General features: G+C 70.0%; 19 protein-coding genes and 1 pseudogene. 7 read left to right on the top strand and 13 right to left on the bottom strand.

The features are described 5' to 3' along the window. Nucleotides 1-35: 35 nt before the first annotated feature. A complete protein-coding gene (locus tag ACZ4RZ_RS12575) occupies nucleotides 36-3,353 on the bottom strand; it encodes a S8 family serine peptidase (RefSeq protein ID WP_467743978.1) in 3,318 nt (1,105 codons plus the stop codon). A gap of 244 nt (nucleotides 3,354-3,597) precedes the next feature. Next, nucleotides 3,598-4,134: a CGNR zinc finger domain-containing protein gene (locus ACZ4RZ_RS12570; RefSeq protein WP_467743977.1), complete on the bottom strand. Its 537-nt coding sequence runs from the start codon at nucleotides 4,132-4,134 to the stop codon at nucleotides 3,598-3,600. Nucleotides 4,135-4,259: 125 nt separating this feature from the next. Here ACZ4RZ_RS12570 and ACZ4RZ_RS12565 point away from each other — a divergent pair, with 125 nt between their 5' ends. The 5 genes from ACZ4RZ_RS12565 (at nucleotide 4,260) to ACZ4RZ_RS12545 (ending at nucleotide 8,984) form a co-directional block, all read left to right on the top strand. Then, nucleotides 4,260-4,703: a VOC family protein gene (locus ACZ4RZ_RS12565; protein WP_467743975.1), complete on the top strand. Its 444-nt coding sequence runs from the start codon at nucleotides 4,260-4,262 to the stop codon at nucleotides 4,701-4,703. 29 nt (nucleotides 4,704-4,732) lie between these two features. After that, complete coding sequence (locus ACZ4RZ_RS12560) at nucleotides 4,733-5,608, top strand: pyridoxamine 5'-phosphate oxidase family protein (protein ID WP_467743974.1); 876 nt, start codon at nucleotides 4,733-4,735, stop codon at nucleotides 5,606-5,608. Nucleotides 5,609-5,727: 119 nt separating this feature from the next. Next, on the top strand, nucleotides 5,728-6,147 hold the full coding sequence (locus ACZ4RZ_RS12555) for a hypothetical protein (protein WP_467743972.1): 420 nt from the start codon (nucleotides 5,728-5,730) through the stop codon (nucleotides 6,145-6,147). Beyond that, nucleotides 6,140-6,988 (top strand): DcrB/PsbP domain-containing protein, encoded by an 849-nt coding sequence (locus tag ACZ4RZ_RS12550; RefSeq protein WP_467743971.1) that lies wholly within the window; start codon nucleotides 6,140-6,142, stop codon nucleotides 6,986-6,988. Before ACZ4RZ_RS12555 ends, ACZ4RZ_RS12550 begins: the two co-directional genes overlap by 8 nt. Before the next feature lie 199 nt (nucleotides 6,989-7,187). After that, on the top strand, nucleotides 7,188-8,984 hold the full coding sequence (locus ACZ4RZ_RS12545; protein WP_467743970.1) for a TIGR03767 family metallophosphoesterase: 1,797 nt from the start codon (nucleotides 7,188-7,190) through the stop codon (nucleotides 8,982-8,984). A 213-nt stretch (nucleotides 8,985-9,197) separates the two neighbouring features. On the opposite strand, the gene ACZ4RZ_RS12540 is transcribed toward ACZ4RZ_RS12545, so the two are convergent. Then, nucleotides 9,198-9,413: a helix-turn-helix domain-containing protein gene (locus ACZ4RZ_RS12540; protein WP_467743969.1), complete on the bottom strand. Its 216-nt coding sequence runs from the start codon at nucleotides 9,411-9,413 to the stop codon at nucleotides 9,198-9,200. 231 nt (nucleotides 9,414-9,644) lie between these two features. Between ACZ4RZ_RS12540 and ACZ4RZ_RS12535 the strand changes: the two genes are divergently transcribed. After that, nucleotides 9,645-10,781, top strand: a complete 1,137-nt coding sequence (locus ACZ4RZ_RS12535) for a serine hydrolase domain-containing protein (RefSeq protein WP_467743967.1) — start codon at nucleotides 9,645-9,647, stop codon at nucleotides 10,779-10,781. Nucleotides 10,782-10,891: 110 nt separating this feature from the next. Here ACZ4RZ_RS12535 and ACZ4RZ_RS12530 read toward each other — a convergent pair whose 3' ends face one another. The 4 genes from ACZ4RZ_RS12530 to pepN all read right to left on the bottom strand — a co-directional run bounded on the left by ACZ4RZ_RS12530 (nucleotide 10,892) and on the right by pepN (nucleotide 16,253). Beyond that, nucleotides 10,892-11,359 (bottom strand): HIT family protein, encoded by a 468-nt coding sequence (locus ACZ4RZ_RS12530; RefSeq protein WP_467743965.1) that lies wholly within the window; start codon nucleotides 11,357-11,359, stop codon nucleotides 10,892-10,894. A gap of 181 nt (nucleotides 11,360-11,540) precedes the next feature. Continuing rightward, a complete protein-coding gene (locus ACZ4RZ_RS12525; protein ID WP_467743963.1) occupies nucleotides 11,541-12,110 on the bottom strand; it encodes an isochorismatase family protein in 570 nt (189 codons plus the stop codon). 168 nt (nucleotides 12,111-12,278) lie between these two features. Next, the gene (locus ACZ4RZ_RS12520; protein WP_467743961.1) at nucleotides 12,279-13,331 is read right to left on the bottom strand and encodes a hypothetical protein; all 1,053 of its coding nucleotides are present in this window, start codon (nucleotides 13,329-13,331) and stop codon (nucleotides 12,279-12,281) included. A 327-nt stretch (nucleotides 13,332-13,658) separates the two neighbouring features. Continuing rightward, the gene (gene pepN / locus ACZ4RZ_RS12515; RefSeq protein WP_467743959.1) at nucleotides 13,659-16,253 is read right to left on the bottom strand and encodes an aminopeptidase N; all 2,595 of its coding nucleotides are present in this window, start codon (nucleotides 16,251-16,253) and stop codon (nucleotides 13,659-13,661) included. 137 nt (nucleotides 16,254-16,390) lie between these two features. Between pepN and ACZ4RZ_RS12510 the strand changes: the two genes are divergently transcribed. Next, nucleotides 16,391-17,050 carry a mycothiol-dependent nitroreductase Rv2466c family protein gene (locus tag ACZ4RZ_RS12510; protein WP_467743957.1) on the top strand — a complete coding sequence of 220 codons (660 nt, stop codon included), beginning with the start codon at nucleotides 16,391-16,393 and terminating at the stop codon, nucleotides 17,048-17,050. Between the two features lie 13 nt (nucleotides 17,051-17,063). On the opposite strand, the gene ACZ4RZ_RS12505 is transcribed toward ACZ4RZ_RS12510, so the two are convergent. The 6 genes and pseudogenes from ACZ4RZ_RS12505 to ACZ4RZ_RS12480 form a co-directional block, all read right to left on the bottom strand. Next, the gene (locus ACZ4RZ_RS12505) at nucleotides 17,064-17,600 is read right to left on the bottom strand and encodes a DUF4240 domain-containing protein (RefSeq protein ID WP_467743955.1); all 537 of its coding nucleotides are present in this window, start codon (nucleotides 17,598-17,600) and stop codon (nucleotides 17,064-17,066) included. Between the two features lie 38 nt (nucleotides 17,601-17,638). After that, complete coding sequence (locus ACZ4RZ_RS12500) at nucleotides 17,639-17,875, bottom strand: hypothetical protein (RefSeq protein ID WP_467743953.1); 237 nt, start codon at nucleotides 17,873-17,875, stop codon at nucleotides 17,639-17,641. Further along, nucleotides 17,872-18,096, bottom strand: a pseudogene (locus ACZ4RZ_RS12495) (glycerophosphodiester phosphodiesterase); the annotation flags it as partial. The gene ACZ4RZ_RS12500 and the pseudogene ACZ4RZ_RS12495, both read right to left, overlap by 4 nt. Nucleotides 18,097-18,169: 73 nt before the next feature. Beyond that, the gene (locus ACZ4RZ_RS12490; protein ID WP_467743951.1) at nucleotides 18,170-19,591 is read right to left on the bottom strand and encodes an FGGY family carbohydrate kinase; all 1,422 of its coding nucleotides are present in this window, start codon (nucleotides 19,589-19,591) and stop codon (nucleotides 18,170-18,172) included. Between the two features lie 44 nt (nucleotides 19,592-19,635). After that, nucleotides 19,636-20,676 carry a 2-hydroxyacid dehydrogenase gene (locus ACZ4RZ_RS12485; RefSeq protein ID WP_467743950.1) on the bottom strand — a complete coding sequence of 347 codons (1,041 nt, stop codon included), beginning with the start codon at nucleotides 20,674-20,676 and terminating at the stop codon, nucleotides 19,636-19,638. After that, the gene (locus ACZ4RZ_RS12480) at nucleotides 20,673-21,761 is read right to left on the bottom strand and encodes an ABC transporter ATP-binding protein (RefSeq protein ID WP_467743948.1); all 1,089 of its coding nucleotides are present in this window, start codon (nucleotides 21,759-21,761) and stop codon (nucleotides 20,673-20,675) included. The genes ACZ4RZ_RS12485 and ACZ4RZ_RS12480 overlap by 4 nt, the downstream gene beginning before the upstream one ends. Nucleotides 21,762-21,778: the final 17 nt, after the last annotated feature.

Genomic DNA, 21,778 nt, shown 5'->3' with positions numbered 1-21,778 from the left:
ACGCCCGCCCCACCGTCGTAGAAGTGCTTACGACGTCACGGCGTGACCTTCTCGATCTTCACGCTGCCGATGCCCGCGACCGTGCCGCGCGCGTTCACCAGCTGGACCTGGCCGAAGAACTCGCGTCCTGCGGGGGCCGCGGCCGCGGCGGTGACCGAGCCGGACACCGTCGCCGAGTCGCCCGTGCCGAGCTTCACCGGCGTGGACGCGTCGACCGTGACCGTGCCGAGCGCGGACGAGAAGAACACGTCCTGGTAGTCGTACGCGGTCGAGCCCGACGGGACCGAGTAGCCCGCGACCTCGATGGTGTACGTCCCGGCGGCCGGGTTCGCGACGGAGACCGCCTCTTCGGAGTCGCCGTCCGCGGACGAGCCGACGACGGTCCCGGCGGCGTTCTTCACCGTCAGGTCGAGGTCGGCGGCCGTGTCGGAGACATTGCCGATGGCGACGTCGAGGGACGTGGCGCCCGCGGGCACCTCGACCGTGGTGGTCTGCGTCGCGCCGTCCGCGATGGTCGGCCGCGCGGTCAGCGAGGAGCCGAGCGGGCCGCCCTTCAGGGTGCCGTCGAGCGCGGCGTAGTGGTTCGTCACCTTCCAGGAGGCGGTGGCCGGGGTACCGACCTTGGCCTCGGGGACCGTCACGACCGCCGGGTCGAAGGCCGCGCCGAGCACGGCGACGTCCAGCTTGTACGGGTTGTCGAGCAGCGGCGACGTACGGCGCGACTCGACCTCGATCTCCCATACGCCGGCCTGCGGGTCCGCGTACGAACGCACGTCGGGCTTGCAGCCGTTGCCGCCGAGGTAGTTGTTGTAGCAGAAGGGCGTGCCGGTGTTGTCGACCGGAACGCCGTACGGGTGGATCGATATGAAGCGGGTCTGGCTCTTGTCCTTCAGCCCGCTCATCGCGACCTCGAGGGACTTGGCGCCCTCGGGGACGGTCAGGAAGTACGACTGCGTGCTGTTGCGCTGCACCGAACTCGACGCGGAGTAGGTGTACTTGACCGGGGACGAGACCACGACCGTCGACAGGATCTGCTTGTCGATGCCCTCGGTGCCCGGGTCGTCGACCTCCAGGATCGCGCTCTTCAGGCCGGCCGACTTCGGGGCGGCCTGGACCTTGACGGTCACCGGCTGGTTCAGCGGGAGCCTGACCTCGTCCGAGCCGACGATCCGGAAGGTGTCGGCGGCGTTGTTCTCGAAGTGCAGCTCGTGGCGGATCGCCCGGTCGGCGCCCGACGTACGCGTGATCGTGATGTCGTACGTCTTCTTGTCACCGGCCTTGAGGCCGCCCTCGCGGTCGTACAGGCCCGTGCCGAAGCCCGGCGTCTTCAGCGCGAAGTCGATCGCGGTGTCGACCGGAGCCTTCACGGTGTAGTCGTGGGCGGTGGCGCCGTCCTTGATGGCGTCCCAGGCGTCCCCGATGTTGATGAGGCCCGCACCCTCCGCGTATGCCTGCACACCCGTGATGTGGTCGGCGGTCGAGGTCAGCGCCGTGCGCAGGGTGGCGGGCTTCAGCTCGATGCCCTTCTGCTTGGCGGCGCTCAGGAGCAGCGCGGAAGCGCCCGCGGCCTGCGGCGATGCCATCGAGGTGCCCTGCAGCATCGAGTAGCCGGCCGGCAGCGAGTAGCCCGCCTCGGCGACCGGGGAGCCCGGCAGCCAGGTCTGCGTGGAGTTGATGGAGGCGCCGGGGGCGCTCAGCGTGGGCGTGAAGCCGCCGTCCTCGCGCGGGCCGCGCGAGGAGAAGGGCAGCATCGCGTACTTCTTCTCCACCTGCGAGCCGTAGTTGGCGGCCCAGGTCTCCTTGGAGATGGTCGCGCCGACCGAGATGACCTTGTCGGCGAGACCCGGGTCACCGATGGTGTTGGCGCCGGGGCCCGAGTTGCCCGCGGAGATCACCAGCTGGACGCCGTAGGTGTCGATGAGACGCGTGTAGAGCTCGGCGCGCGCGTTGTTGCCGTCGTTCAGCGCGGGCAGACCGCCGATGGACATGTTGACGATGTCGACGCCACGGTTGGCGACGAGGTCGATCATGCCCTCGGTGAGCGCGACGTTGGTGCAGCCGCCGCTCCAGGTGCAGGCACGCGAGGAGACGATCTTCGCGCCGGGGGCGGCGCCGTTCATCCTGCCGCCGAACAGGCCGTTCGCGGAGGTGATGCCCGCGACGTGCGTGCCGTGCTCGGACTCGATGACGCCGATGTTGACGAAGTCGGCCTTCTTGCCGACCCAGGACCCGCCGAACGGGTCCATCGGGACGTCCTTGCGGATCTCCACGACGAACGGCTGCCGCTCGACGACGTCGGTCGACGGGTTGTCGGTGCCGAAGTAGCCGATCTGGTAGCCGTCCTTGTACGGCTTCATCGGCTTGTCGTCGGTGAAGTCGTTGTTGTTGTTCAGGTCGACGGTGACCGTGCCGGCCGCCGCGTCGTACAGGACGCCCCACGCGTCGGTGGTGTCGCCGTCCCGGTTCGCGTCGCCCTTGGCGTCGCCGCCCGTGGTCGCGGACTCCCTGAACGTGCTGATCTCGTACGAGCCCGCCGGCGCCGTCCAGGTCTTGCCGCTGTAGGTGAAGGTGGGCCCGGACACCGCGGTGACCATCGGACGCCAGGTCGCGTCGCCGTCCACGATCGGGTCGGTCGAGGTGACCCAGTCGACGATCTTGCGCTCGCCGGTGGTCGTCTTCTGCAGCGCGGGGTGGCCCAGGTCGACACCGGAGTCGAGGATGCCGATGGTGATGCCGCGGCCGTCCGCCTTCGGGTGGTCCTTCACGAAGTCGACGGCGCCCGTCTCGAAGGACGGGTTGTACGGGTTCTCGGCGGGGGTGCTCTTGGACGGACCGGAGTACGTGGCCGTCGAAGTGGCCTGCTCCTTGGCGCCCTTGGCGGTGTCGGCGCTCGGGGTCGGGTCGTCCAGCGCGATCTCCTGGCGCAGGTCGATCCCGTGCACCGAGGAGAGCTTCGCGGCGGCGGCGATGGCCGAGTCGGCCCGGCCGGTGGGGACGGTCGCCCGGACGTAACCGAGCTTGTCGTAGGTGCGGCCCACGGAGCCGCCCTTGACCGCGTCCAGCTCCGCGGCGACCTGCTCTGTCTGGCCGGGAGCCGTGGCGATCATCATCGTGACGTTCTTGTCGCCGTTGGCCTTGGCCTCCGCGAGGAGGTCGGCATCGGCGGAACCGAGCTTGGCGGCGGCGGACTTGGTGCCGGGGTCGGCCGCCGGGGCGTCCGTGCCCGCGTTCGCGGAGAAGGCCATGGGTATCGGCCCGGCCGCGGAGAGCGCGGCCACCAGGCCCGCGGCCACGGCTATGTGGGCCACGCGTCTCGCGCCCGACATCGGAGCGCGCTGAGGGTCGGAGGTCATCTGCATCCCTTGTAGGTAAAGGAACGAGCGTGGAGCGACCGGTTCCGACGTGCCTTCGGAACGCGATCGTGTCAGTCCGGTATGTGGACCCGGATGACCGCTCAGCTTTACCTAAGGGGCAGTTGTTTGGGGAGAGTTGACCGTGGCGGGATGGAGGCATGGCGTAATTCCGCCATGCGTCACAACCGTGATGGCGTGCTATGGGGGGACATGTCGGTCGAGAGGGATATCCCTCTTTGTCGACTTAACTCTCTTTCGTGCGCGCGTAGTGGCGGGACGCCTTCGCCCGGTTACCGCACGCCGCCATCGAGCACCAGCGGCGGGTGCCGTTCCGTGAGGTGTCGAAGAAGTGCAGGACGCAGGAGTCGTGGGCACAGTGGCGGATGCGGTCGGGGGCGGTGGCGAGCAGCTCCAGATAGTTGCGCGCGGCGAGCCAGGCGGGGCCCCAGGCCGCGTCCTTGAACTCCACTCGCTCGCCCGGCCCCTGGGGGCTGAGCGTGGGGCGCATCCGCCCGTGCGCGAGGACGGCGTCGACGCGGTCCGCCCCGTCCTCCAGGGAGCCGTCGACCACGGCGCGCAGAGCATCGCGGGCCTGGAGTGCGTGCCGCAGGGTCGCCTCGTCGGCGGCGTGGTCCAGCTCGTTCGCGGCCAGCCACACCGCGAGCCCCTCGGTGTCCTTGAGTAGGTCCTGCACGGCCCCTTCGTGCATCCAGCGGGTGTTGAGCAGGTCGAGTGCGAGCGGCTCACCGGTGAGTGGGCGCGGGTCGGTGGTGGTGGGCATGGCGGGGCTCCCTTCACGGCTAACCGGTCAAGGGTACGTGACCGGTTGCGCTTATCGAATCTAACCCTTAACCTCATCCATAGAGGTTAGCCCTGCTTGGGGCGTCATCGACAGAGGGGACTGGCATGACACCGCGCACCGGCCACATCGGCCTGAACGTCACGGACCTCGACCGCTCGCTCGCCTTCTACCGGGACGTCCTCGGCTTCGGGGTGATCGGCGAGGGCAAGGAGGAGGAGCGGCGGTACGCGTACCTGGGGGAGGGCGGCAGCCCAGTGCTCACGCTCTGGCAGCAGGCACAGGGGGCATACGACAACGGGCGCGCCGGCCTGCACCATCTCGCGCTCGAAGTCGACTCGATCGACCAGGTCAGGGAGTACGAGAGGGTCCTGCGCGCCTACGGTGTCGACTTCGCGTACGAGGGTGTGGTCGCGCACCGCGAGGGCGCGGCCTCCGGCGGCATCTTCTTCCACGACCCCGACGGCACCCGCCTGGAGATCTACACGCCGAGCGGCGCCGAGGAGGCGTCCGCGCCGTCCGCGTCCGCGCCGACCTGCGGTTTCTTCTAGGGGGCGGGTATGACTCTCCAGGGGCCGTCATGACCTACCACTCCGGCTCGCGCGCCATGCAGGACCGGGTCGGCGTCCGTGACCTCGCCGATCACGTGGGGCAGGCCATCGGGCAGGGCATCCGCCCGGTGGCCGCCGCCTTCCTCGAACTGCAGCCGATGCTGATCGTCGGCGCCGCGGACCCGGAGAGCGGCGCGGTGTGGGCCTCGCCGCTCACTGGGACACCCGGTTTCGTACGGGCCACGGGGTCCCGCCAGATCTCGGTCGCGGGCGGGGTCGGACCCGGCGACCCGCTCACGCCGGCGCTCTCCACGGCCGGCATCCGCGTGGGCACGATGGCGCTCGACCCGCGCACCCGCCGTCGTATGCGCCTCAATGGACGGGCCCGCCCGACACCCCGCGGGTTCGCGGTCGAGGCCGACCAGGTCTTCTCCAACTGCCCGAGGTACCTGCAGAAGAGGGAGTCGTACGAGACGGTGGACCGCGTGCCCGGTGCGGCGCGGAGAGGTCGCGAACTCTCCTTCGGGCAACGGGAGTTCATCGAGTCGGCCGACACCTTCTTCCTCGCCACGGTCCACGCGCGCGGGGCCGACGTGAGCCATCGGGGCGGCAACCCCGGATTCGTACGCGTCGATTCGCCCGGCGAGCTCAGGTGGCGCGACTACCCCGGGAACTCCATGTTCCTGACCCTCGGCAACCTGGCGGTCGACCCGCGGGCCGGGCTGCTCTTCCTGGACTGGGAGTCGGGGGCGGCGCTCCAGCTCACGGGCGCGGCGCGCACGGAGTTCACCGCGGACGGGGAGCGGACCGTGCGCTTCGCCCTCACGGAGGTCGTGGAGACACCTGCGGCCAGTCCGCTGCGCTGGTCGGCGCCCGAGTACTCACCGGCCAACCCCCTTGCGTAACGTCCAAGAGCAACCCCCATAAAAGTTCACAAGGGGTTCTGAGTCATTGCACTCCCGGACCAACCGCCCTTCTGGAATGCTGAACCGAATCAGCCGCGAGCATTGCCGAGGGGGCGGCCATGCAGTGGACGACGTCCATCACCTATGGCGCACTGGGCGGCCTTGTCGTGGAGGTCGTGGTGTTCTACGGGCGGATCGCCATGTGGCAGGCGGCCCGGCATCGCGCCCTGTCGAAGAATCAGGCGCGGGATCAATTACCCAGGATCGGCAAGTACGTCGACGCACCGTCCGACGTACTCGCGGCACTCACCCGACTCTCGCTCGGCGCGAGCGCCGGATTGATCTTCTCGCCGCAGCTGACCGGAGCGTTCGCGGCCGTCGCGGTCGGGGCCTCGGCCCCGGCACTGCTGCGGCAACTCGGCAGCGCCAAGACCATCCAGGCGGCGATCAGTGGGAATCGCCCCACAGCGCTGGCCCTGGAACCGGACCAGCACGCCCCGACCTTGCCGGACGGGGCGGAGGTGCTCGGTCGTGAGTAATCTCGGCCGGCGCTATTGGGCATCGCTGACGGACGTCACAGATGACAACCGTGAATCGCTCGACCACATCATCGAACACGGGCGGCGCAAGGACCGGTCATTGTGGCGCAGGTACCTCGCCTCACTGCTCGACGTCGAACTCACCGCAAAGGCCCCGGCCGCGCCGCTCCCTCGATTCACCGAAATCGGGAACATCGCCGTCCCCGTCCGTAAGAACTGGCTGGCCGTCGCCGCTTCTGTAGTTCTTGTCTTCGCGGCCGGGTTCGGCACCTCGTTCTACCTGCACGGCCAGAGGACGGCGACCTCGCCCGTCGTCATCGGTGCCGCGCCCACCCTGCCCACCAGCGCACACAAGGAGGCCGGCGGGTTCGCGTGGGTGACGCCCAAGGGGTGGCGGCGGGACCTGAAGACCGGCGGCGAGGTGCACTACACCTCGCCCGACGGCAAGCAGGAAGTCGTCGGCAAGTCCTCCCTTGCCCGCGGCGACCTGATGGAGACCTGGAAGACCTCGGAGGAGAACGCCCACCAGGGGCCGGGCTACCGGAAGATCCGTCTGGAGGAGGTCACCTTCCGCGGCTGGCCCGCGGTGGTCTGGGAGTACACCTTCAAGCTCAAAGGGGTCCCCTGGCACGCCCTGCTCCTCGGCTTCGAGGTCGACGGCAAGATGTACCAGATCAACACCTGGTACCAACCATCCATCGAGGACCAGGCCGTCAAGACCTACAGCACGGTGAAGGACAGCTTCACCGTGCTGGGAACACCATCCTCTGCGCCACCCCCTACGGACACTCCGCCCACTGACCTTGCGACCTCGGTACCCCCGGAGATGAACACGGAGTGACCGCCTCCCGGCCGTTCGGGAAGGGCTCATGGACGCGCAGGGTGTCCCAAGATCCACGTACGGTGATCGGTGCTGCCCGTTGCTTCCCAGTTAACGTGCAGGTCATTCCCGGTGCCAACGATCCAGTGTGAGCGGGGAGTTCGCAAGTCGAGCGCCCCGCGACCACTGCCGACGCGTTCGCACTCGGGGAGACCGCGCCATGTCGCGCATACGCTCTGTCGCCACTGCCGCTGCCATGAACCGCCGTACGCTTCTCGCCGCCACCGGGGCGGTGTCCCTCTCCGCGGGGATCGGTCTGGCCCTGCGTTCCGGCTCGGACGCGCACGCCGCGACCAGCCACGCCGGCCAGGCACCCGTCGCCGACTCGCTCGCGCACTCCAAGGCTCAGTCCGGCGCGGTGGCCCCCGCCAGACTGGCCCCGTACACGCGTGGCACCACCCTGAGCAGCGTCGCCACCCCGCGCTCCGGCTCCACGGGGTACCGGCGGCTCGGCGACGGCGCCGGCTGGAAGCGGGTCGTACGCAGCGAGCTGGCCTCGGCCAAGTCCGGCCGGGCCGAGCGACGCACCGCGCTCGCCGCGTTCGTGCAGCTCACCGACCTGCACCTGATCGACGCCCAGCACCCGCTGCGCCTGGAGTACCTCCGCGCCCAGAACAAGAGCGCCTGGCGTCCGCAGGAGACCCTGACCGTCGCGGGCGCCGTCTCGCTCGTCGAGCGGGTCAACTCGCTGCGGGGAGCGCCGGTCACCGGTTCGCCGCTGCACTTCGTCATGACCACCGGGGACAACACGGACAACAACTCCAAGACCGAGCTGGAGTGGTTCCTGAAGGTCATGAGCGGCGGGCGCATCAGCCCCAACAGCGGGGACCCGCGCCACTACGAAGGCGTGCAGGCCAGCGGCCTCAAGACGTACTGGCAGCCCGACGCGGCCCTGCGTGACGCCGACAAGCAGCTCGGCTTCCCGCGCATCGAGGGCTTCCTGGAGGCGGCGATCCGCGAGCTGCGGAGCCCCGGTCTCAAGCTGCCCTGGTACTCCACCGTCGGCAACCACGACGCGCTCCCGCTCGGCTGCTACGCCTCGCGTGGTGACTCGTACCTCACCGACTTCGCGGTCGGCGGCAAGAAGCTGATGTCGCTCCCGGCGGCGGAGTGCACCGCCCTGGCGAAGAGCATCAAGGACGGCAGCAGCCCTAAGGGCACGGAATTCCGGGACCTGCTCAAGGCGCACGCCCGGCAGATGCGCTCGGTCACGCCCGACGAGAACCGGGCCCCGTTCACCCCCGCCGAGTACATCCGGGCCCACCTCGACCCCGCGTACACCGGCCCGGGGCCGATCGGCCACGGATACTCCTCCGCGAACCTCGCCGCGAACACCCAGTACTACACGTTCCGCATCGCCGAGGACGTCATCGGCGTCAGCCTCGACACCACTGACCCCGGTGGCCACTACGAGGGCTCCATCGGCACGGCCCAGCTCCGCTGGCTGGAGAAGACGCTGCGCGAGAACAAGGACTCGTATGTGATCGTCTTCAGCCACCACACCAGCAAGACGATGCGCAACACCCACGCCGACCCCGCCCACCCGGCGGAGAAGCGCCATGGCGGCGACGAGGTCATCGCGCTCCTCGCCAGCTTCAGCAACGTGCTGGCCTGGGTGAACGGCCACACCCACAAGAACGAGATCATTCCGCACGCCGCCCCCGACAACCGCTCCTTCTGGGAGATCTGCACCGCCTCGCACGTCGACTTCCCCCAGCTCGCCCGTGTGATCGAGCTGGTGGACAACAAGGACGGCACGCTCTCCCTCTTCACCACCCTCATCGAGTCCTCGGCCCCGCACGAGACGGACTTCTCCGACCTCACCCAGACGGGCCTGGCGGCCCTGTACCGCGAGCTCTCCTTCAACGCCCCCGGCGCCCGTACGGACCTGTCGGGGACGTCGCGGGACCGCAACACGGAGCTGGTTCTGAAGAAGGGGTCAACTACCAGTCGCTGAAGCGACGGCTTACACAACGGGCATCACCGGCGATGATGTGTCGCTTGCGTCCAGCCTCGTTCCAGCGTGACAGCCGGATGGGACAGGGGCCGTTGACTCGGCCCCGCGTCGCCGCAACTCCCTCCCGGCGGTGGCGCTTGGAACCTGGCCGCCCTAGATTCCCGGCTTTCAAATTCGCCTTCACCGTGGCGTAACCGTCGCAGGTCTTCTTGATCACATGCTGGGCAGCCTGCGCCCCAGTTTCCAACGGGACTTGACCTGCTCATAGGTGTGCTTGCGCAGGGCAAAGTTCTTGAACTCCCCAAGTTCGAAAGCCGTCCTGCTCACCCAGTCGGCGGCCTCGTTGCATGCGCGCAGGGTTGCCGCAAGAGCCTCGGCCTGTTCGGGCGTCGGTAGCAGCCTGACCTGCACCACCAGCTTCACAGTCACCGAACGACGTACGCAACCGTACGAGATGCCATCGTATGTTCGTGATCATTCATCACATCGGGCGACTGATGGGATCACATGTTCCCACCGTCTGGCAGAGTCGGGATCGGTGCCTCGACGTCTGTGCCGAGTCGGCTGAAACCTGCTCAACTGGCATATGGGCCGGCAACCTTCACGCCTGCCTGCCAAGTCCCTCCCCTTGACCAGGTTCACAGGCGAAGGGGGAACGACATGTCAGTGCGTACGGGACTGTTGGGGGCGACCGCGGTGGCTTTGGCCGCGGTTCTGGCGGGACCCGCGGTGGCGGCGCCCGCCGGAGGGGACCATGCCTCGACCCGGGAGGCGATGGACGCGGCCGTGAAGGACGGCGTGCCGGGTGTGACGGCCACGGCGAAGGACCGGCACGGCACGTGGTCCGCCACGTCGGGCGTGGGCGACCTCCGGACGGGGGCGCCGCGCTCGACGGCCGACCACTACCGCGTCGGCAGCATTACCAAGACCTTCGTCTCCACGGTGCTGCTCCAGCTGGAGGCGGAGGGTCGCCTGTCGCTGGACGACAAGGTGGACAAGTGGCTCCCGGGCGTGGTGCGGGGCCACGGCCACGACGGCCGCGCGATCACACTCCGCCAACTTCTCAACCACACCAGCGGCATCTTCAACTACACGGCGGACGAGGACTTCGGCCGTACGTACTTCCTGAAGGACGGTTTCTTCGAGCACCGCTATGACACGAAGACTCCACAGCAGCTGGTGCAGCTCGCCATGACCCACAAGCCGGTCTTCGCACCGGGCGCCTCCTGGAGTTACTCCAACACCAACTACGTCCTGGCCGGCATGGTGATCGGCAAGGTCACCGGCCACTCGTACGCGTCGGAGATCCGCCACCGCATCATCGAACCGGTCGGCCTGCACGCGACGTCCGTCCCCGGCACCAGGGTCACGGTCCCGCGGCCGAGCAGCCGCGCGTACTCGAAGCTGGCCGAGACGACGACGGGCCCGACGTACGACGCCACGGAACTCAACCCGTCCCTGGCGTCCTCGGCAGGCGAGATGATCTCCGACTCCTCGGACCTGAACCGCTTCTACGCGGCCTTGCTGCGAGGCAAGCTCCTCCCGCAGAAGCAGCTGACAGAAATGAAGACCACGGTCAAGGCCGACGGCATCCCGAACGCGGGCTACGGACTCGGCCTCATCGACCGCAAACTGACCTGCGGCGTCCACGTGTGGGGCCACGACGGCGGAATCCACGGCTCGACGTCCTCCGCCGTGACCACCGCCGACGGCCGCCACTCCCTCTCCTTCAACTTCAACGGGGACTGGTCGGGGGACAGCGACGCGGTGATCGAGGCGGAGTTCTGCGGCAAGTAGCCGGCCGTGCCCGGGCTGTCCTCCGTAGCTTCAATCCTGCCGAGATCAGGACGTATGAGGAGCACACGTGCTGACCAATCGCGGGGGCGAGGAGCGGAAGGCGGCCCGGGTTACAGGGCGTTCGGGCGACCGTGAAGTCGAGCTCGGAGAGAGTGGGCCATGCGGTCTGCCCGGGCAGCTGATACGCGCTCGTGCTCCGGGCGCCGAAGCAGTCCGAAGACGCCCGGCCCGCGCTGCTCCGGAGGCAGGTCTGCCATGCGCGGCACGATGTGGAAGTGCACGTGAGCGAAGCCTTCGGCTTCGGCGAACTGGACGACATAGGTCTTGAGGCAACCGGTCACGTCGCGGAGGGCTCGGGAGAGCCTGACTTGCCAGGCCCCCAGGGCAGCCGCCTCGGCATCGGTGAGGTCATGGACAGCCGTGACATGGCGTCGAGGCAGCAGCACCAGCCAGCCGGGCAGCGCGGTGTTGAAGTCATGGGCCACCCGCCAGTGCTGGTCAAATGCGACGCACTCGCGGGGTGGAAGTTCGTCGAACTGTGCTTCCTTGCCGCATGCGTAGCAGTCGGGAGTGGTCATGACCGAGATCGTCGTAGAACTGCCTCGCTATGACAATCCCGCAGGCCTGAGCCGTCAGAGCCCAGGGAGGGTGACGCCTCCCTGGGCGGCTGGGCGCTATCGAGCGGAACCCGGACCGCGAGGTGGCGCGCGGGGTGGGCTCTCGTCCAGGACAGGACCGGGTGGGATGCGGCGCTACGGCTCAGCCCGCGTCGTCCGCCGCGAAGGTCACGTCCCCCGTGTCGACCGTTCCTCCGTGGCGCCCGGGGGCGCTCTGCCACTGCCAGTAGAGGTTGGTGTGGGCGACCACCTGCTCCGGGGACGGTGCGCCGTATGCGGTGAGGTCCTCCGTGGTGTGGGCGTCGCCGACGAGTGTCACGTCATAGCCGCGGGTGAAGGCTCCGTGGAGGGTGGAGCGGATGCACGCGTCGGTCTGGGCGCCGGTGACGACGAGGCGGCCCACGCTGCGGTCGGCGAGCAGCGTCTCCAGTTCGGTGTCCTCGAAGGAGTCGCCGTAGAGCTTGTGGACGAGGGGTTCCGAGTCGGCGCGGACCAGCTCCGGGACGTACTGCCAGTTCTGGCTGTCGCGCTTCAGGTCCCCGTCGTCGGAGTGCTGGACCCAGATCACGGGCACGTCCTCGGCGCGGGCCTTGCCGACCAGGGTGTTGATGTTCGCGATCACGCTGTCGCGGTTGTGGGAGCCGTCCACCACTCCGTTCTGGACGTCGATGACGAGCAGCGCGGTGTTCGGCCGGTCGGGCAGGGTCGTCATGGAGCCCTCCTGATTCTCGTCCAGGATTCTCGGAAATCCTGTGTCGGCCCCACAGTAGAGCGGGGCACTGACAACGCCACTCCGAAGCCGCAAGCCGCATGGGAAGGGGCCCGCGAGGTGTGCTCGCGGGCCCCTTCCCTCCCCTCCTGCTACCGCCCCGGTCCGTCACTACCGGGGCAGCACCACGACATACGCCGCCGGATCGCGGTCGTTCGAGGCCATCAGCGCGGTGCGTACGACCGTGGCCTGCTGCTCCATCGCGTCGCGGAGTTTCTTCGGGGTGACGTAGACGACGGTGATGCCCAGTCGCTCCAGGTGTTCGCGCTTGCGGGCGTATTCCGACCAGAGGGCGTCCTCGTCCTGGCGGGGAGCCCGGGTGTCCAGCTCCACCGCGACCGCCTGCTCGGGCCAGTACGCGTCCAGGCCGCCGAGGTGGGGGCCGCCGGGCAGGCGCAGGTCCACGTTCCACACCGGGTCGGGCAGGCCGTGCTCACGGACCATGCGGTACAGACGGTCCTCGGCGATGGCGCGGCCCTCGGCCAGCAGCGAATCCACCGCGTCCACCACATGGGGGCGGCTGAGGAGCCGGGCCGCCGTCAACTCACGTACCACCGCCGCCGGTTCGCAGTGGCCGCCCCGTACCGCCTCCGTCAGCAGCCTGCGTACGGCCCCCGCGTCGGCCAGTTCCGCGACCGCGTCGGCGAGGGCGCGCGGCACGGGGGCGACCGGAACGCCCGTGACCTGCACGGGGGTCGGGAGGGACGGCGTACGGACGATGCGGGCGCAGCCGTTGGAGCGGAGGCGACGCAGGCGCGGGACCAGGACGTCGATCTTGTCGAGGGAGAGGAGGGGCGGGGTCGAGGAGAAGCCGTGCAGGGTCAGCGCCGCGAGGCCCGTGATCAGGGCGTCCGTGTACGGCTGAGGAGCGTGCGGTTCCTCGGCGCCCGGCTGGGCGGGGATGGCGGTCGCCGGGCCGGGCACGGGGGAGCGGGCGGCGTACAACAGGACCGCGTGCAGGCGTTCCTCGGAGGTGGGCGGGCCGGGGTGGAGGAGGTAGACGCCCGGGAGGATCTGCTGCCAGGGGCCGCCGGGCCGGCACTGCTCGTTCGCGTCGGCGGTGGTCACGCCGTGGGCGCGCAGCTGGGCGGTGGTCAGGACGCGTCGCTGTACGTCGGAGAGATGGCGGAGGGGGCGGGGGGAGAGCGGGGTGTTGTGGTTCATGACCCGGGGTTTCCCGCCCCGGGCCAGCCCTCTAACCGCTGTTACACGCCCGTCGACAAATCCGGACAAGACCGTCCTAAAGTACGGGCGTTCGACTGCCGAAAGGTCCTGGTCCAGACGGGGAGTAGTAGGGGTTACGGCTCTGAATACCTGTATTTCGTAACCACTGCGTGCATCGGATTACGTCACCAGAGCACCGCCATCCGCGTCGGCCATCCGCGCCGGCCACCCGCGCCGGCCACCCGCGCCGGCACTGCGTCCGCACCGCGCCGGCACTGAGGGCACCGGCCGGAACCGGTGCCCTCAGTCGCCAAGCGGTGAGCGGCGCTAGCCCGCCGCCGTCACATCGCACGCCTGTCCGCGCAGCGCGCGCGCCAGATCGTCCCGTGCCTCCAGCACCAGCCGCCGCAGCGCGGGCGCCGCCCCTTCGTGCGCCGCCAGCCACGCGTCCGTCGCGTCCAGCGTCTCCTGCGAGTCCTGGAGGGACGGGAACAGTCCCTTCACCACGTCCATGCCGATCTGGATGGACCGCTCCGCCCAGACCCGCTCGATCGCGTCGAAGTACTTCGCGGCGTGCGGCGCGAGCAGCTCGCGCTGGGACGGCTGCATGAACCCGGCGATGGTCGCCTCGACGAGCGCGTTGGACAGCGCGTCGGACTCGACCACGGCCGCCCAGGCCTGCGCCTTGACCGCCGCCGAGGGGCGGGCGGCGAGGCAGCGGACCTGGTGGCGCTTGCCGGACGCCGTGTCGTCGCGGGCGAGTTCGGCCGAGAGCGCGGCCTCGTCGGCGACTCCGCGCGCGGCGAGCGGTTCCAGGAACGCCCAGCGCAGCTCCTGGTCGACCTCCAGCCCGTCGATCTTCGCGGTGCCCTCCAGCAGGCCCTGAAGCAGCTGGAGATCGGCTTCCTCGGACGCCACCGTCGCGAAGAAGCGCGCCCACGTCAGCTGGTGCTGGCTGCCCGGCTCGGCGAGCCGCAGCTCCCGCAGCGCGCCCTCGGCGAGCAGGCGCCCGCCCTCCACGCGCCAGTGGGGCGCCACGTAGTACGTGAGCGCCGAGTTGGCCCAGGCGTGCAGCATCTGGAGCACACCGATGTCGGACTCGCGGCCCGCGAACCGCAGCACCAGGCCGATGAAGTCGCGGGCGGGCATGAGCGCGTCGCGCGTGAGGTTCCACAGTGCCGACCAGCACAGGGCGCGCGCCAACGGGTCGTTGATCTCGCCGAGTCGCTCCCGCAGGGTCGCCAACGAGCCCTCGTCGAACCGGATCTTGCAGTACGTCAGATCGTCGTCGTTGACCAGGACCAGCTCGGGGGCGTCGGCGCCGACCACCTCGTGGACGACCGTACGCGGGCCGTCGACGTCGACCTCGGCACGCGCGTACCGCTCCACGGTGCCCTCGGGCGTGCGGCGGTACAGGCCCACCGCCACCCGGTGCGGGCGCAGTTCGGGGTGCGACTCGGCGGCATCCTGGAGGATCGCCAGCTCGGTGACGCGTCCTTCGGAGCTCAGGATCACCTGCGGGGTGAGGGAGTTGACGCCGGCGGTCTGCAGCCAGGACCGCGCCCAGGTGGTCATGTCCCGTCCGCTCGTCTCCTCCAGTACCGACAGCAGGTCGCCGAGGCGCGTGTTCCCGTAGGCGTTCCGCTTGAAGTAGCGCCGCGCGCCCTCCAGGAAGGCGTCCTGCCCGACGTATGCGACGAGCTGCTTCAGCACGCTCGCGCCCTTGGCGTAGGTGATGCCGTCGAAGTTGAGCTTGGCGTCCTGCAGGTCGCGGATGTCGGCCGTGATCGGGTGGGTGGACGGCAGTTGGTCCGCGCGGTACGCCCACGCCTTACGGCGGTTGGCGAAGGTGATCCAGCCGTCCTTGAAGCGGGTCGCGCCGACCAGCGAGAACGCGCCCATGAAGTCGGCGAAGGACTCCTTGAGCCAGAGGTCGTCCCACCACTCCATGGTGACGAGGTCGCCGAACCACATGTGCGCCATCTCGTGCAGGATGACGTTCGCCCGGCCCTCGTACGACGCCTGCGTCACCTTGCCGCGGAAGATGTACTCCTCGCGGAAGGTGACGAGTCCCGGGTTCTCCATCGCGCCGAGGTTGTACTCGGGCACGAACGCCTGGTCGTACTTGCCGAACGGGTACGGGTAGTCGAAGTGGTCGTGGAAGAAGTCCAGCCCCTGCTTGGTCACCAGGAACACGTCGTCGGAGTCGAAGTGGGGTGCCAGGCCCTTGCGGCACATCGCGCCGAGGGGGATCTCCAGCGTCGTACCGTCGTCGAAGGTGCGGGAGTAGGAGTCGGTCACATAGTGGTACGGGCCCGCCACGACCGCCGTGATGTACGTCGAGATCGGCTTGGTCTCGGCGAACCGCCAGACTCCGTCCGTGAGTTCACCGGCGCCGTTGCTCCAGACGGTCCAGCCCTCCGGGGCGCGCGCTTCGAAGCGGAAGGGGGCCTTGAGGTCCGGCTGCTCGAAGTTGGCGAAGACGCGGCGCGCGTCAGCGGGCTCGTACTGGGTGTACAGGTACACCTCGCCGTCCTCGGGGTCGACGAAGCGGTGCATGCCCTCGCCGGTGCGGGAGTAGGCGCACTGGGCGTCGACCACGAGTTCGTTGTCGGCGGCGAGGTCCTCCAGGCGGATCCGGGAGCCGTCGAAGACCTCGCCCGGGTCGAGATCCTTGCCGTTCAACGAGACGGCGGTCACACTCGGCGCGATCAGGTCGGCGAAGGTGGCGGCGCCCGGCTCGGCGCAGCGGAAGCGGATCGTGGTCACGGAGCGGAAGGTCCGCGGACCCTCCGTGCTGCCCTCGCCTGCGGGGGAGGCGTCGACGGCGGTGCGCAGGTCGAGGGACACGTCGTACCCGTCGACGGACAGCAGGGCGGCCCGCTCCCGGGCCTCGTCGCGGGACAGATTCTCACCGGGCACGGACGGCACTCCCTCAGCTGGTGTTCGGCATGCGGACAGGCCCGATCCTGCCATGTGCCCCTGACACCGGGCACCCGGGAATGGGGCGGACGACAGTCGGTGTTGCCTGGGGAAACGACTGCATTTCTAGGAGAGCCATGTCCGAGACCGCGAGCACCTCCGCCAAGACCCCCGTCGATTTCTGGTTCGACCCGCTGTGCCCCTGGGCCTGGATGACCTCGCGATGGGTCCTGGAAGTGGAGAAGGTCCGGGACATCGAGGTCCGCTGGCACATCATGAGCCTCGCCGTGCTGAACGAGCCCAAGCTGGACGAGCTGCCCGAGAACTACCGGGAGCTGATGACCAAGGCCTGGGCCCCGGTCCGCGTGGTGACGGCCGCTTGGCAGAAGCACGGCGACGACGTCCTCGGCCCGCTCTACACCGCGCTCGGTACCCGCATCCACAACCAGGGCGAGGGCCCGACCCGCGAGGCGATAGTCGGCGCGCTCGCCGACGTCGGCCTCCCCGCCGACCTGATCGACTACGCCGACCAGGAGAACTTCGAGTTCGACGCCGAGCTGCGCGCCTCCCACAAGGAGGGCATCGACAAGGTCGGCCAGGACGTCGGCACTCCCGTCATCGCCGTCCCCGGCGCCGACGGCGAGCAGCTCGCCTTCTTCGGCCCCGTCGTCACCCCGGCCCCCAAGGGCGAAGACGCCGCCAAGCTCTGGGACGGCACGCTCCTCGTCGCCTCGGTACCGGGCTTCTACGAGATCAAGCGGACGCGGACGGCGGGACCGGACTTCAGCAACCTGTAGGTCCTCCGGTTCCTCAGTCGGCGTAGAGCGCGGACAGCCGGGGTAGCCGGCGTGACCGCTCCTCCTCGTCGTCGAAGTCGAAGTCGAAGTCCGGATCCAGCTCCGGATACCGGATCGTGAAGCTGTCCTGGGGCAGCTCCTCTCCCGTCGCCGCCAGATGGGCGTCCCAGGCCATGCCCAGCGCGTCCTCGCACTCCATCTCCATCCAGTCCGCCGCGGCCTCCCGGACGACCGGGAGGTCCGCGAGCGCGTCCGGATCGGCCACGGTCCGCTCGAACACCTCGCGCCCTTGCATGATCAGCCAGCCGCGGAAGTAGTCGAAGCCGTCGTCGGAGCAGCCGCCGTTGATCAGATAGGCGGCGGCCCACAGGGGAGTGCGGTACGACTGCGCCATCAGGTCCCAGAAGACCTGCTGGGCGGCGACTATCTCCTCCACGGGCAAAGTGGCCAGCGCCGCGGTGGCCCGCGCGGCGACCGCTTCGCCGTCCGCCGGGTCGGCTGCCTGCTCGCGCGCGTCCTCGACGATGCGCCAGAACTCTCCGGTGTCCATGGGGAGAAGCGTGCCAGGAGGGTCTGACAACGGGGGTGTCAGTCCGCGCCCGGCTCGAGCGCGGGGTCCTCCCGGAACTTCTCGGGGAGGCGGTCGCCGCCTCTCGTGTGGAGGTACGGCTGGTACCACAGGCATCCCTTGGCGGTGCATCGCCAGAGGTTGTTCACGAAGTGGCGCTCGCCCTTCTCCGCGCGGACCGCCGCCCTCTCGGCGTCATTGAGTTTCCGGAAGTCCTGCCTGCTGCGACAGGTCGGGCATACCCGGCTAATCGTCATTGACCCCTCCTTGTGATCGCCGCCAGGTCCGGGAAGTCGGTCACCACCGCGTCGACCCCCAGCCCGTAGTACAGCGCGTACTCCGCGAACGCGTCCCCGAAATCATTGGCTCCGGTACCCCGTCGGAAATCCGCCGGCAGGAACTGGTTCTCCGCCCGGAAGGTGTACGGCCCGATCCGCAGGCCGGCCGCGTGGGCGTCCGGCACGAGAGAGGTCGGGGTGCCGAGGCGGCCGTCGGTGCCCACCGGGACGATCGACGTCTTGGACGGGCAGGGGCGGAGGAGGCGAAGAAACTCAGTGGCGAGCCCGGCCGCGGGCCTCCGCCAGGCGGGCCAAGTGGTCCTCGTACGCCTTGGCGTAGTAGGCGGCCCGAGCAGCGTCGGGTTCGACGACCGCTGTCGGCTCGGTCCACGCGGCCGTGTCGAGGGCGACCCCGTACCGCGAAGCCGCCGCAAGCACCGCCCCCCGCGCCCCCACCTCGCCCTCCACGACCCGCAAGGGCCGCCCGAGCACATCGGCCAGCAGCCGCATCCACGCGGGACTGCGCGTGCCCCCGCCGCAGACAGCGAGCGACCCCGTCAGACCCGCGGCCTCCAGGCAGTGGCGGGCGGCGTAGCCGATGCCCTCGCAGGTGGCGCGGATCAGGTCGCCGCGGGTCGACTCCAGGGAGACGCCGGTCAGTTCGGCGCGCAGGCGTGGTTCGACGAAGGGGGCGCGTTCGCCCGAGGGGGCGAAGTAGGGGAGTACGCGCACGCCGTTCGCGCCGAGCGGGGTCGCGGCCAGCAGGGCGTCCACCTCGTCGTGGTGGACGCCCGTCGTCGACAGGACCCAGTCCAGCGCCGCCGTGCCGACCATCGCGGGCATGGCGCGCAGCCAGTACCCGGTCCGGTCGGTCGAGATGTACAGGCCGGCCGGTTCGCCGGTCAGGTCGAGATCCGTCGTTCCGACGAGACTGGCCAGACAGGTGCCGACGATCAGCAGGCCGTCGCCGGGGGCCGTGACGCCCGCGCCGAGCGCGCAGGAGGGGAGGTCGTACGGGCCGTTCGCGATCGGTGTGCCGGGCGGCAGGCCCGCGCCGCGGGTCCGCCCGGTCGCCACGGGATCGCTCACCGGCGCCAGCAGTCCGCGCCGGTGGGTCAGGCCGAGCAGCTCGACGACCCGGTTGTCGTACGCACGGGTCCGCGGGTCGAGGAAGGGCATGGACGCGTCCGACACGTCCGTCGCCCGCACGCCTGTCAGCCGCTGGAAGACCATGTCCTTGCAGTACAGCGCGGTGGTCGCCGCGTCCAGTGAAGAGGGCTCGTAGCGGTCCAGCCAGGCCAGCAGCGGCCCGGGGCAGCCGGGGAACATGGCGCTGCCGGTGCGCCGGAACACCGTCTCGAAGGTGCCGTCAGCCAGCCACTGGTCGACCAGCTCGTGTGCCCGGCCGTCCATCCAGGACGCGGCCGCCCGCACCGGCCGGCCCTCGCCGTCGACGAGCCACACCCCGTCGCCCTGCCCGGTGAGCCCGGCCAGCTCGACAGGGCCCGGCACGGCGGCGGTCAGCGCGAAGAGTACGGCGACCACCGCCGCGTACACCTCCTCCATGTCCTGCTCGACGAAGCCGCCGCGGACGGTGAGGTCCACCGGCCGCGCCTGCACAGCCAGTTCGCGGCCCGTGTCGTCGAAGGCGGCGGCCTTCACCATGGACGTGCCCACATCGATACCGACGTACATGCCCCTCGGCCTCCCTCAGCTCGGTCGTCTCCTACCGGTGGGCCTCAGTCGAGGCAGTGTGCCAGCGGTTCCCCGCGTGTCCAGCGGCCCACCTCCGCCGCAGCGATCCGTGCGGCCTTTTCGGCCACCGCCCGGCTGGCGCCGCCCAAGTGCGGTGTCATCACGAGCCGTTCGGTCCCGACGAGGTCGAAGAGGGGGGAGTCCGGCGGCACCGGCTCGCGCTCGTAGGTGTCGAGCGCGGCCGCCGACAGCTGCCCGCTCTTCAGCGCGTCGCACAGCGCGCCCTCGTCGACCAGCGGACCGCGTGCCACATTCACCAGGACGGCACCGGGCGGCAGCAGCTCCAGTTCGCGCGCGCCGATCAGGCCGCGGGTCTCGGAGGTGAGCCGTGCGTGCAGACTGATCACCCGGGAGAGGCCGAGGAGTTCGTCCAGTGAGCCGACCCGCAGTCCGTGCACCTCGCCGCGCACATACGGGTCGTACACCAGCACCCGCGCCCCGAACGCGCCGAGCACCCGCGCGACCCGGCTGCCGACGGCCCCGTAGCCGATCAGCCCGACGGGCAGGTCCTCCAGCTCCAGGCCGCTCTGCTCGTAGGTGTAGTACGTCGCCCCGCCGCCCCAACTGCCCTGCCGTGCGAGGAGTTCGTGGGCCTGCGGGATGCGCCGCAGCGCCGCGAGCAGCAGGCCGACGGTGAACTCGGCGGTGGCGGCCGCGTTGCGGCCCGGCGCGAAGCACACCCGTACGCCGTGTGCGCGGGCCGCCTCCCGGTTCACGTTCACCGGGCCGCCCCGGCAGACGACCACCAGCCGCAGCCGGGGGGTGGCTGCCAGTACCCGCTCGGTCACCGGTCCCATCTGGGTGACCAGGACGTCCGCGTCGGCGAGCGCCTCGATCAGCTCGTCCTCGGCGTCGCTCGCCTCCTCGACCTCGGCGACCGGGCCGAAGGGTTCAAGGGGCCAGCCGAGCATCAGTTCCCGTACGGAAAAGGGGTGATCGCCGAGCTCGGCGCGGACCGCCTCCACGATCAGCCGCGGCAGTACGAAGTGGTCGCCGGCGGCCACCACACTCACGGAACCGGTCATCGCAGAGAGTCTCCCGTCTCGGCGTCGAAGACATGGGTGAGGCCGGGATCGGCGCTCACCCGGACCCGCTCGTCCCGGGCGAGCCGCACCCCGGGGCCGGTGAGGGCGACGAGCGGTCGTACGACTCCTTCGAGGGCGAGGGTGGCGATGCCCGATTCCAGGAGCGGCTCGTGGGCGCTCACCCGTGCCGGGACCCCGCCCTCGCCGGACAGTTCCAGATCCTCCGGCCGGATGCCGATCACCACCTCGCGGCCCTGCGCCACCTTCACCGGCAGCGCGAAGCTCACCGTCCGTGAGAGCCGGGCGTGGCCGTCCCCCGTCGAGATCCCCGGCAGCAGATTGATCGCGGGCTCCCCGACGAAGTCGGCGACGAAGACATTGGCGGGGCTGTCGTAGATCTCGTACGGCGTGCCGAGCTGCTGGATGACGCCGTCCTTCATCACGGCGATCCGGTCGGCGAGGGAGAGGGCCTCCTCCTGGTCGTGCGTGACCAGGATCGTGGTGTGCCCCAAGTCCCGTTGGATGCGCTTGAGTTCGCGACGGGTCGTGTCCCGCTGGGCCGCGTCGAGGTGGGACAGCGGTTCGTCGAGGAGCAGGACGTCAGGCTCGCGGATCAGCGCGCGGGCGAGGGCGACGCGCTGCTTCTGGCCGCTGGACAGGCCGGCGGGCCGGGCCTGAAGCAGATCGGTGAGCGCGACCCGTTCCGCGATCTCGGTGACCTTGCGGGAGACGTCCTCCCGGGATCCCCGTGCCCCCCGCCTGCGGGCCTTCAACCCGAACGCCAGGTTCTCGGCGACGCTCAGCGGCGGATACAGCGCGTAGTTCTCGAAGGCGACCCCGATGTTGCGGGCCTGCGCGGGCCGCCCCACGACCGAGGCGCCGCCCACCAGGATGTCGCCGCCGGTCACCGTCTCCAGACCCGCGATCATGCGCAGGGTCGTGGACTTTCCGCACCCGGAGGGGCCGAGCAGTCCGAGGAGTTCGCCGGAGCGCAGCTCCAGGTCGATGCCGCGCACCGCGTCCACGGCCGGGCGACCCCGGGACCTGTACGTCTTGCGCAGCTCGCGCAGCGCCAATTCGGTCATCCGCAGCCCTTTCCGCT

The organism is Streptomyces sp. NPDC027189, assembly GCF_055566975.1.
The sequence above is the reverse complement of the archived record's forward strand: the minus strand, read 5'-3'. Positions and strand labels throughout refer to the sequence as shown.

What these genes read in the sequence shown, in the direction of transcription:
- ACZ4RZ_RS12565 (WP_467743975.1), top strand. Translation starts at nt 4,260, where the DNA reads ATGACACCGCGCACCGGCCACATCGGCCTGAACGTCACGGACCTCGAC.
- ACZ4RZ_RS12490 (WP_467743951.1), bottom strand. Translation starts at nt 19,591, where the DNA reads ATGTACGTCGGTATCGATGTGGGCACGTCCATGGTGAAGGCCGCCGCC.
- ACZ4RZ_RS12500 (WP_467743953.1), bottom strand. Translation starts at nt 17,875, where the DNA reads ATGACGATTAGCCGGGTATGCCCGACCTGTCGCAGCAGGCAGGACTTC.
- ACZ4RZ_RS12510 (WP_467743957.1), top strand. Translation starts at nt 16,391, where the DNA reads ATGTCCGAGACCGCGAGCACCTCCGCCAAGACCCCCGTCGATTTCTGG.
- ACZ4RZ_RS12570 (WP_467743977.1), bottom strand. Translation starts at nt 4,134, where the DNA reads ATGCCCACCACCACCGACCCGCGCCCACTCACCGGTGAGCCGCTCGCA.
- ACZ4RZ_RS12545 (WP_467743970.1), top strand. Translation starts at nt 7,188, where the DNA reads ATGTCGCGCATACGCTCTGTCGCCACTGCCGCTGCCATGAACCGCCGT.
- ACZ4RZ_RS12535 (WP_467743967.1), top strand. Translation starts at nt 9,645, where the DNA reads ATGTCAGTGCGTACGGGACTGTTGGGGGCGACCGCGGTGGCTTTGGCC.
- ACZ4RZ_RS12520 (WP_467743961.1), bottom strand. Translation starts at nt 13,331, where the DNA reads ATGAACCACAACACCCCGCTCTCCCCCCGCCCCCTCCGCCATCTCTCC.
- ACZ4RZ_RS12530 (WP_467743965.1), bottom strand. Translation starts at nt 11,359, where the DNA reads ATGACCACTCCCGACTGCTACGCATGCGGCAAGGAAGCACAGTTCGAC.
- ACZ4RZ_RS12480 (WP_467743948.1), bottom strand. Translation starts at nt 21,761, where the DNA reads ATGACCGAATTGGCGCTGCGCGAGCTGCGCAAGACGTACAGGTCCCGG.
- ACZ4RZ_RS12505 (WP_467743955.1), bottom strand. Translation starts at nt 17,600, where the DNA reads ATGGACACCGGAGAGTTCTGGCGCATCGTCGAGGACGCGCGCGAGCAG.
- ACZ4RZ_RS12555 (WP_467743972.1), top strand. Translation starts at nt 5,728, where the DNA reads ATGCAGTGGACGACGTCCATCACCTATGGCGCACTGGGCGGCCTTGTC.
- ACZ4RZ_RS12560 (WP_467743974.1), top strand. Translation starts at nt 4,733, where the DNA reads ATGACCTACCACTCCGGCTCGCGCGCCATGCAGGACCGGGTCGGCGTC.
- ACZ4RZ_RS12525 (WP_467743963.1), bottom strand. Translation starts at nt 12,110, where the DNA reads ATGACGACCCTGCCCGACCGGCCGAACACCGCGCTGCTCGTCATCGAC.
- ACZ4RZ_RS12485 (WP_467743950.1), bottom strand. Translation starts at nt 20,676, where the DNA reads ATGACCGGTTCCGTGAGTGTGGTGGCCGCCGGCGACCACTTCGTACTG.
- ACZ4RZ_RS12575 (WP_467743978.1), bottom strand. Translation starts at nt 3,353, where the DNA reads ATGACCTCCGACCCTCAGCGCGCTCCGATGTCGGGCGCGAGACGCGTG.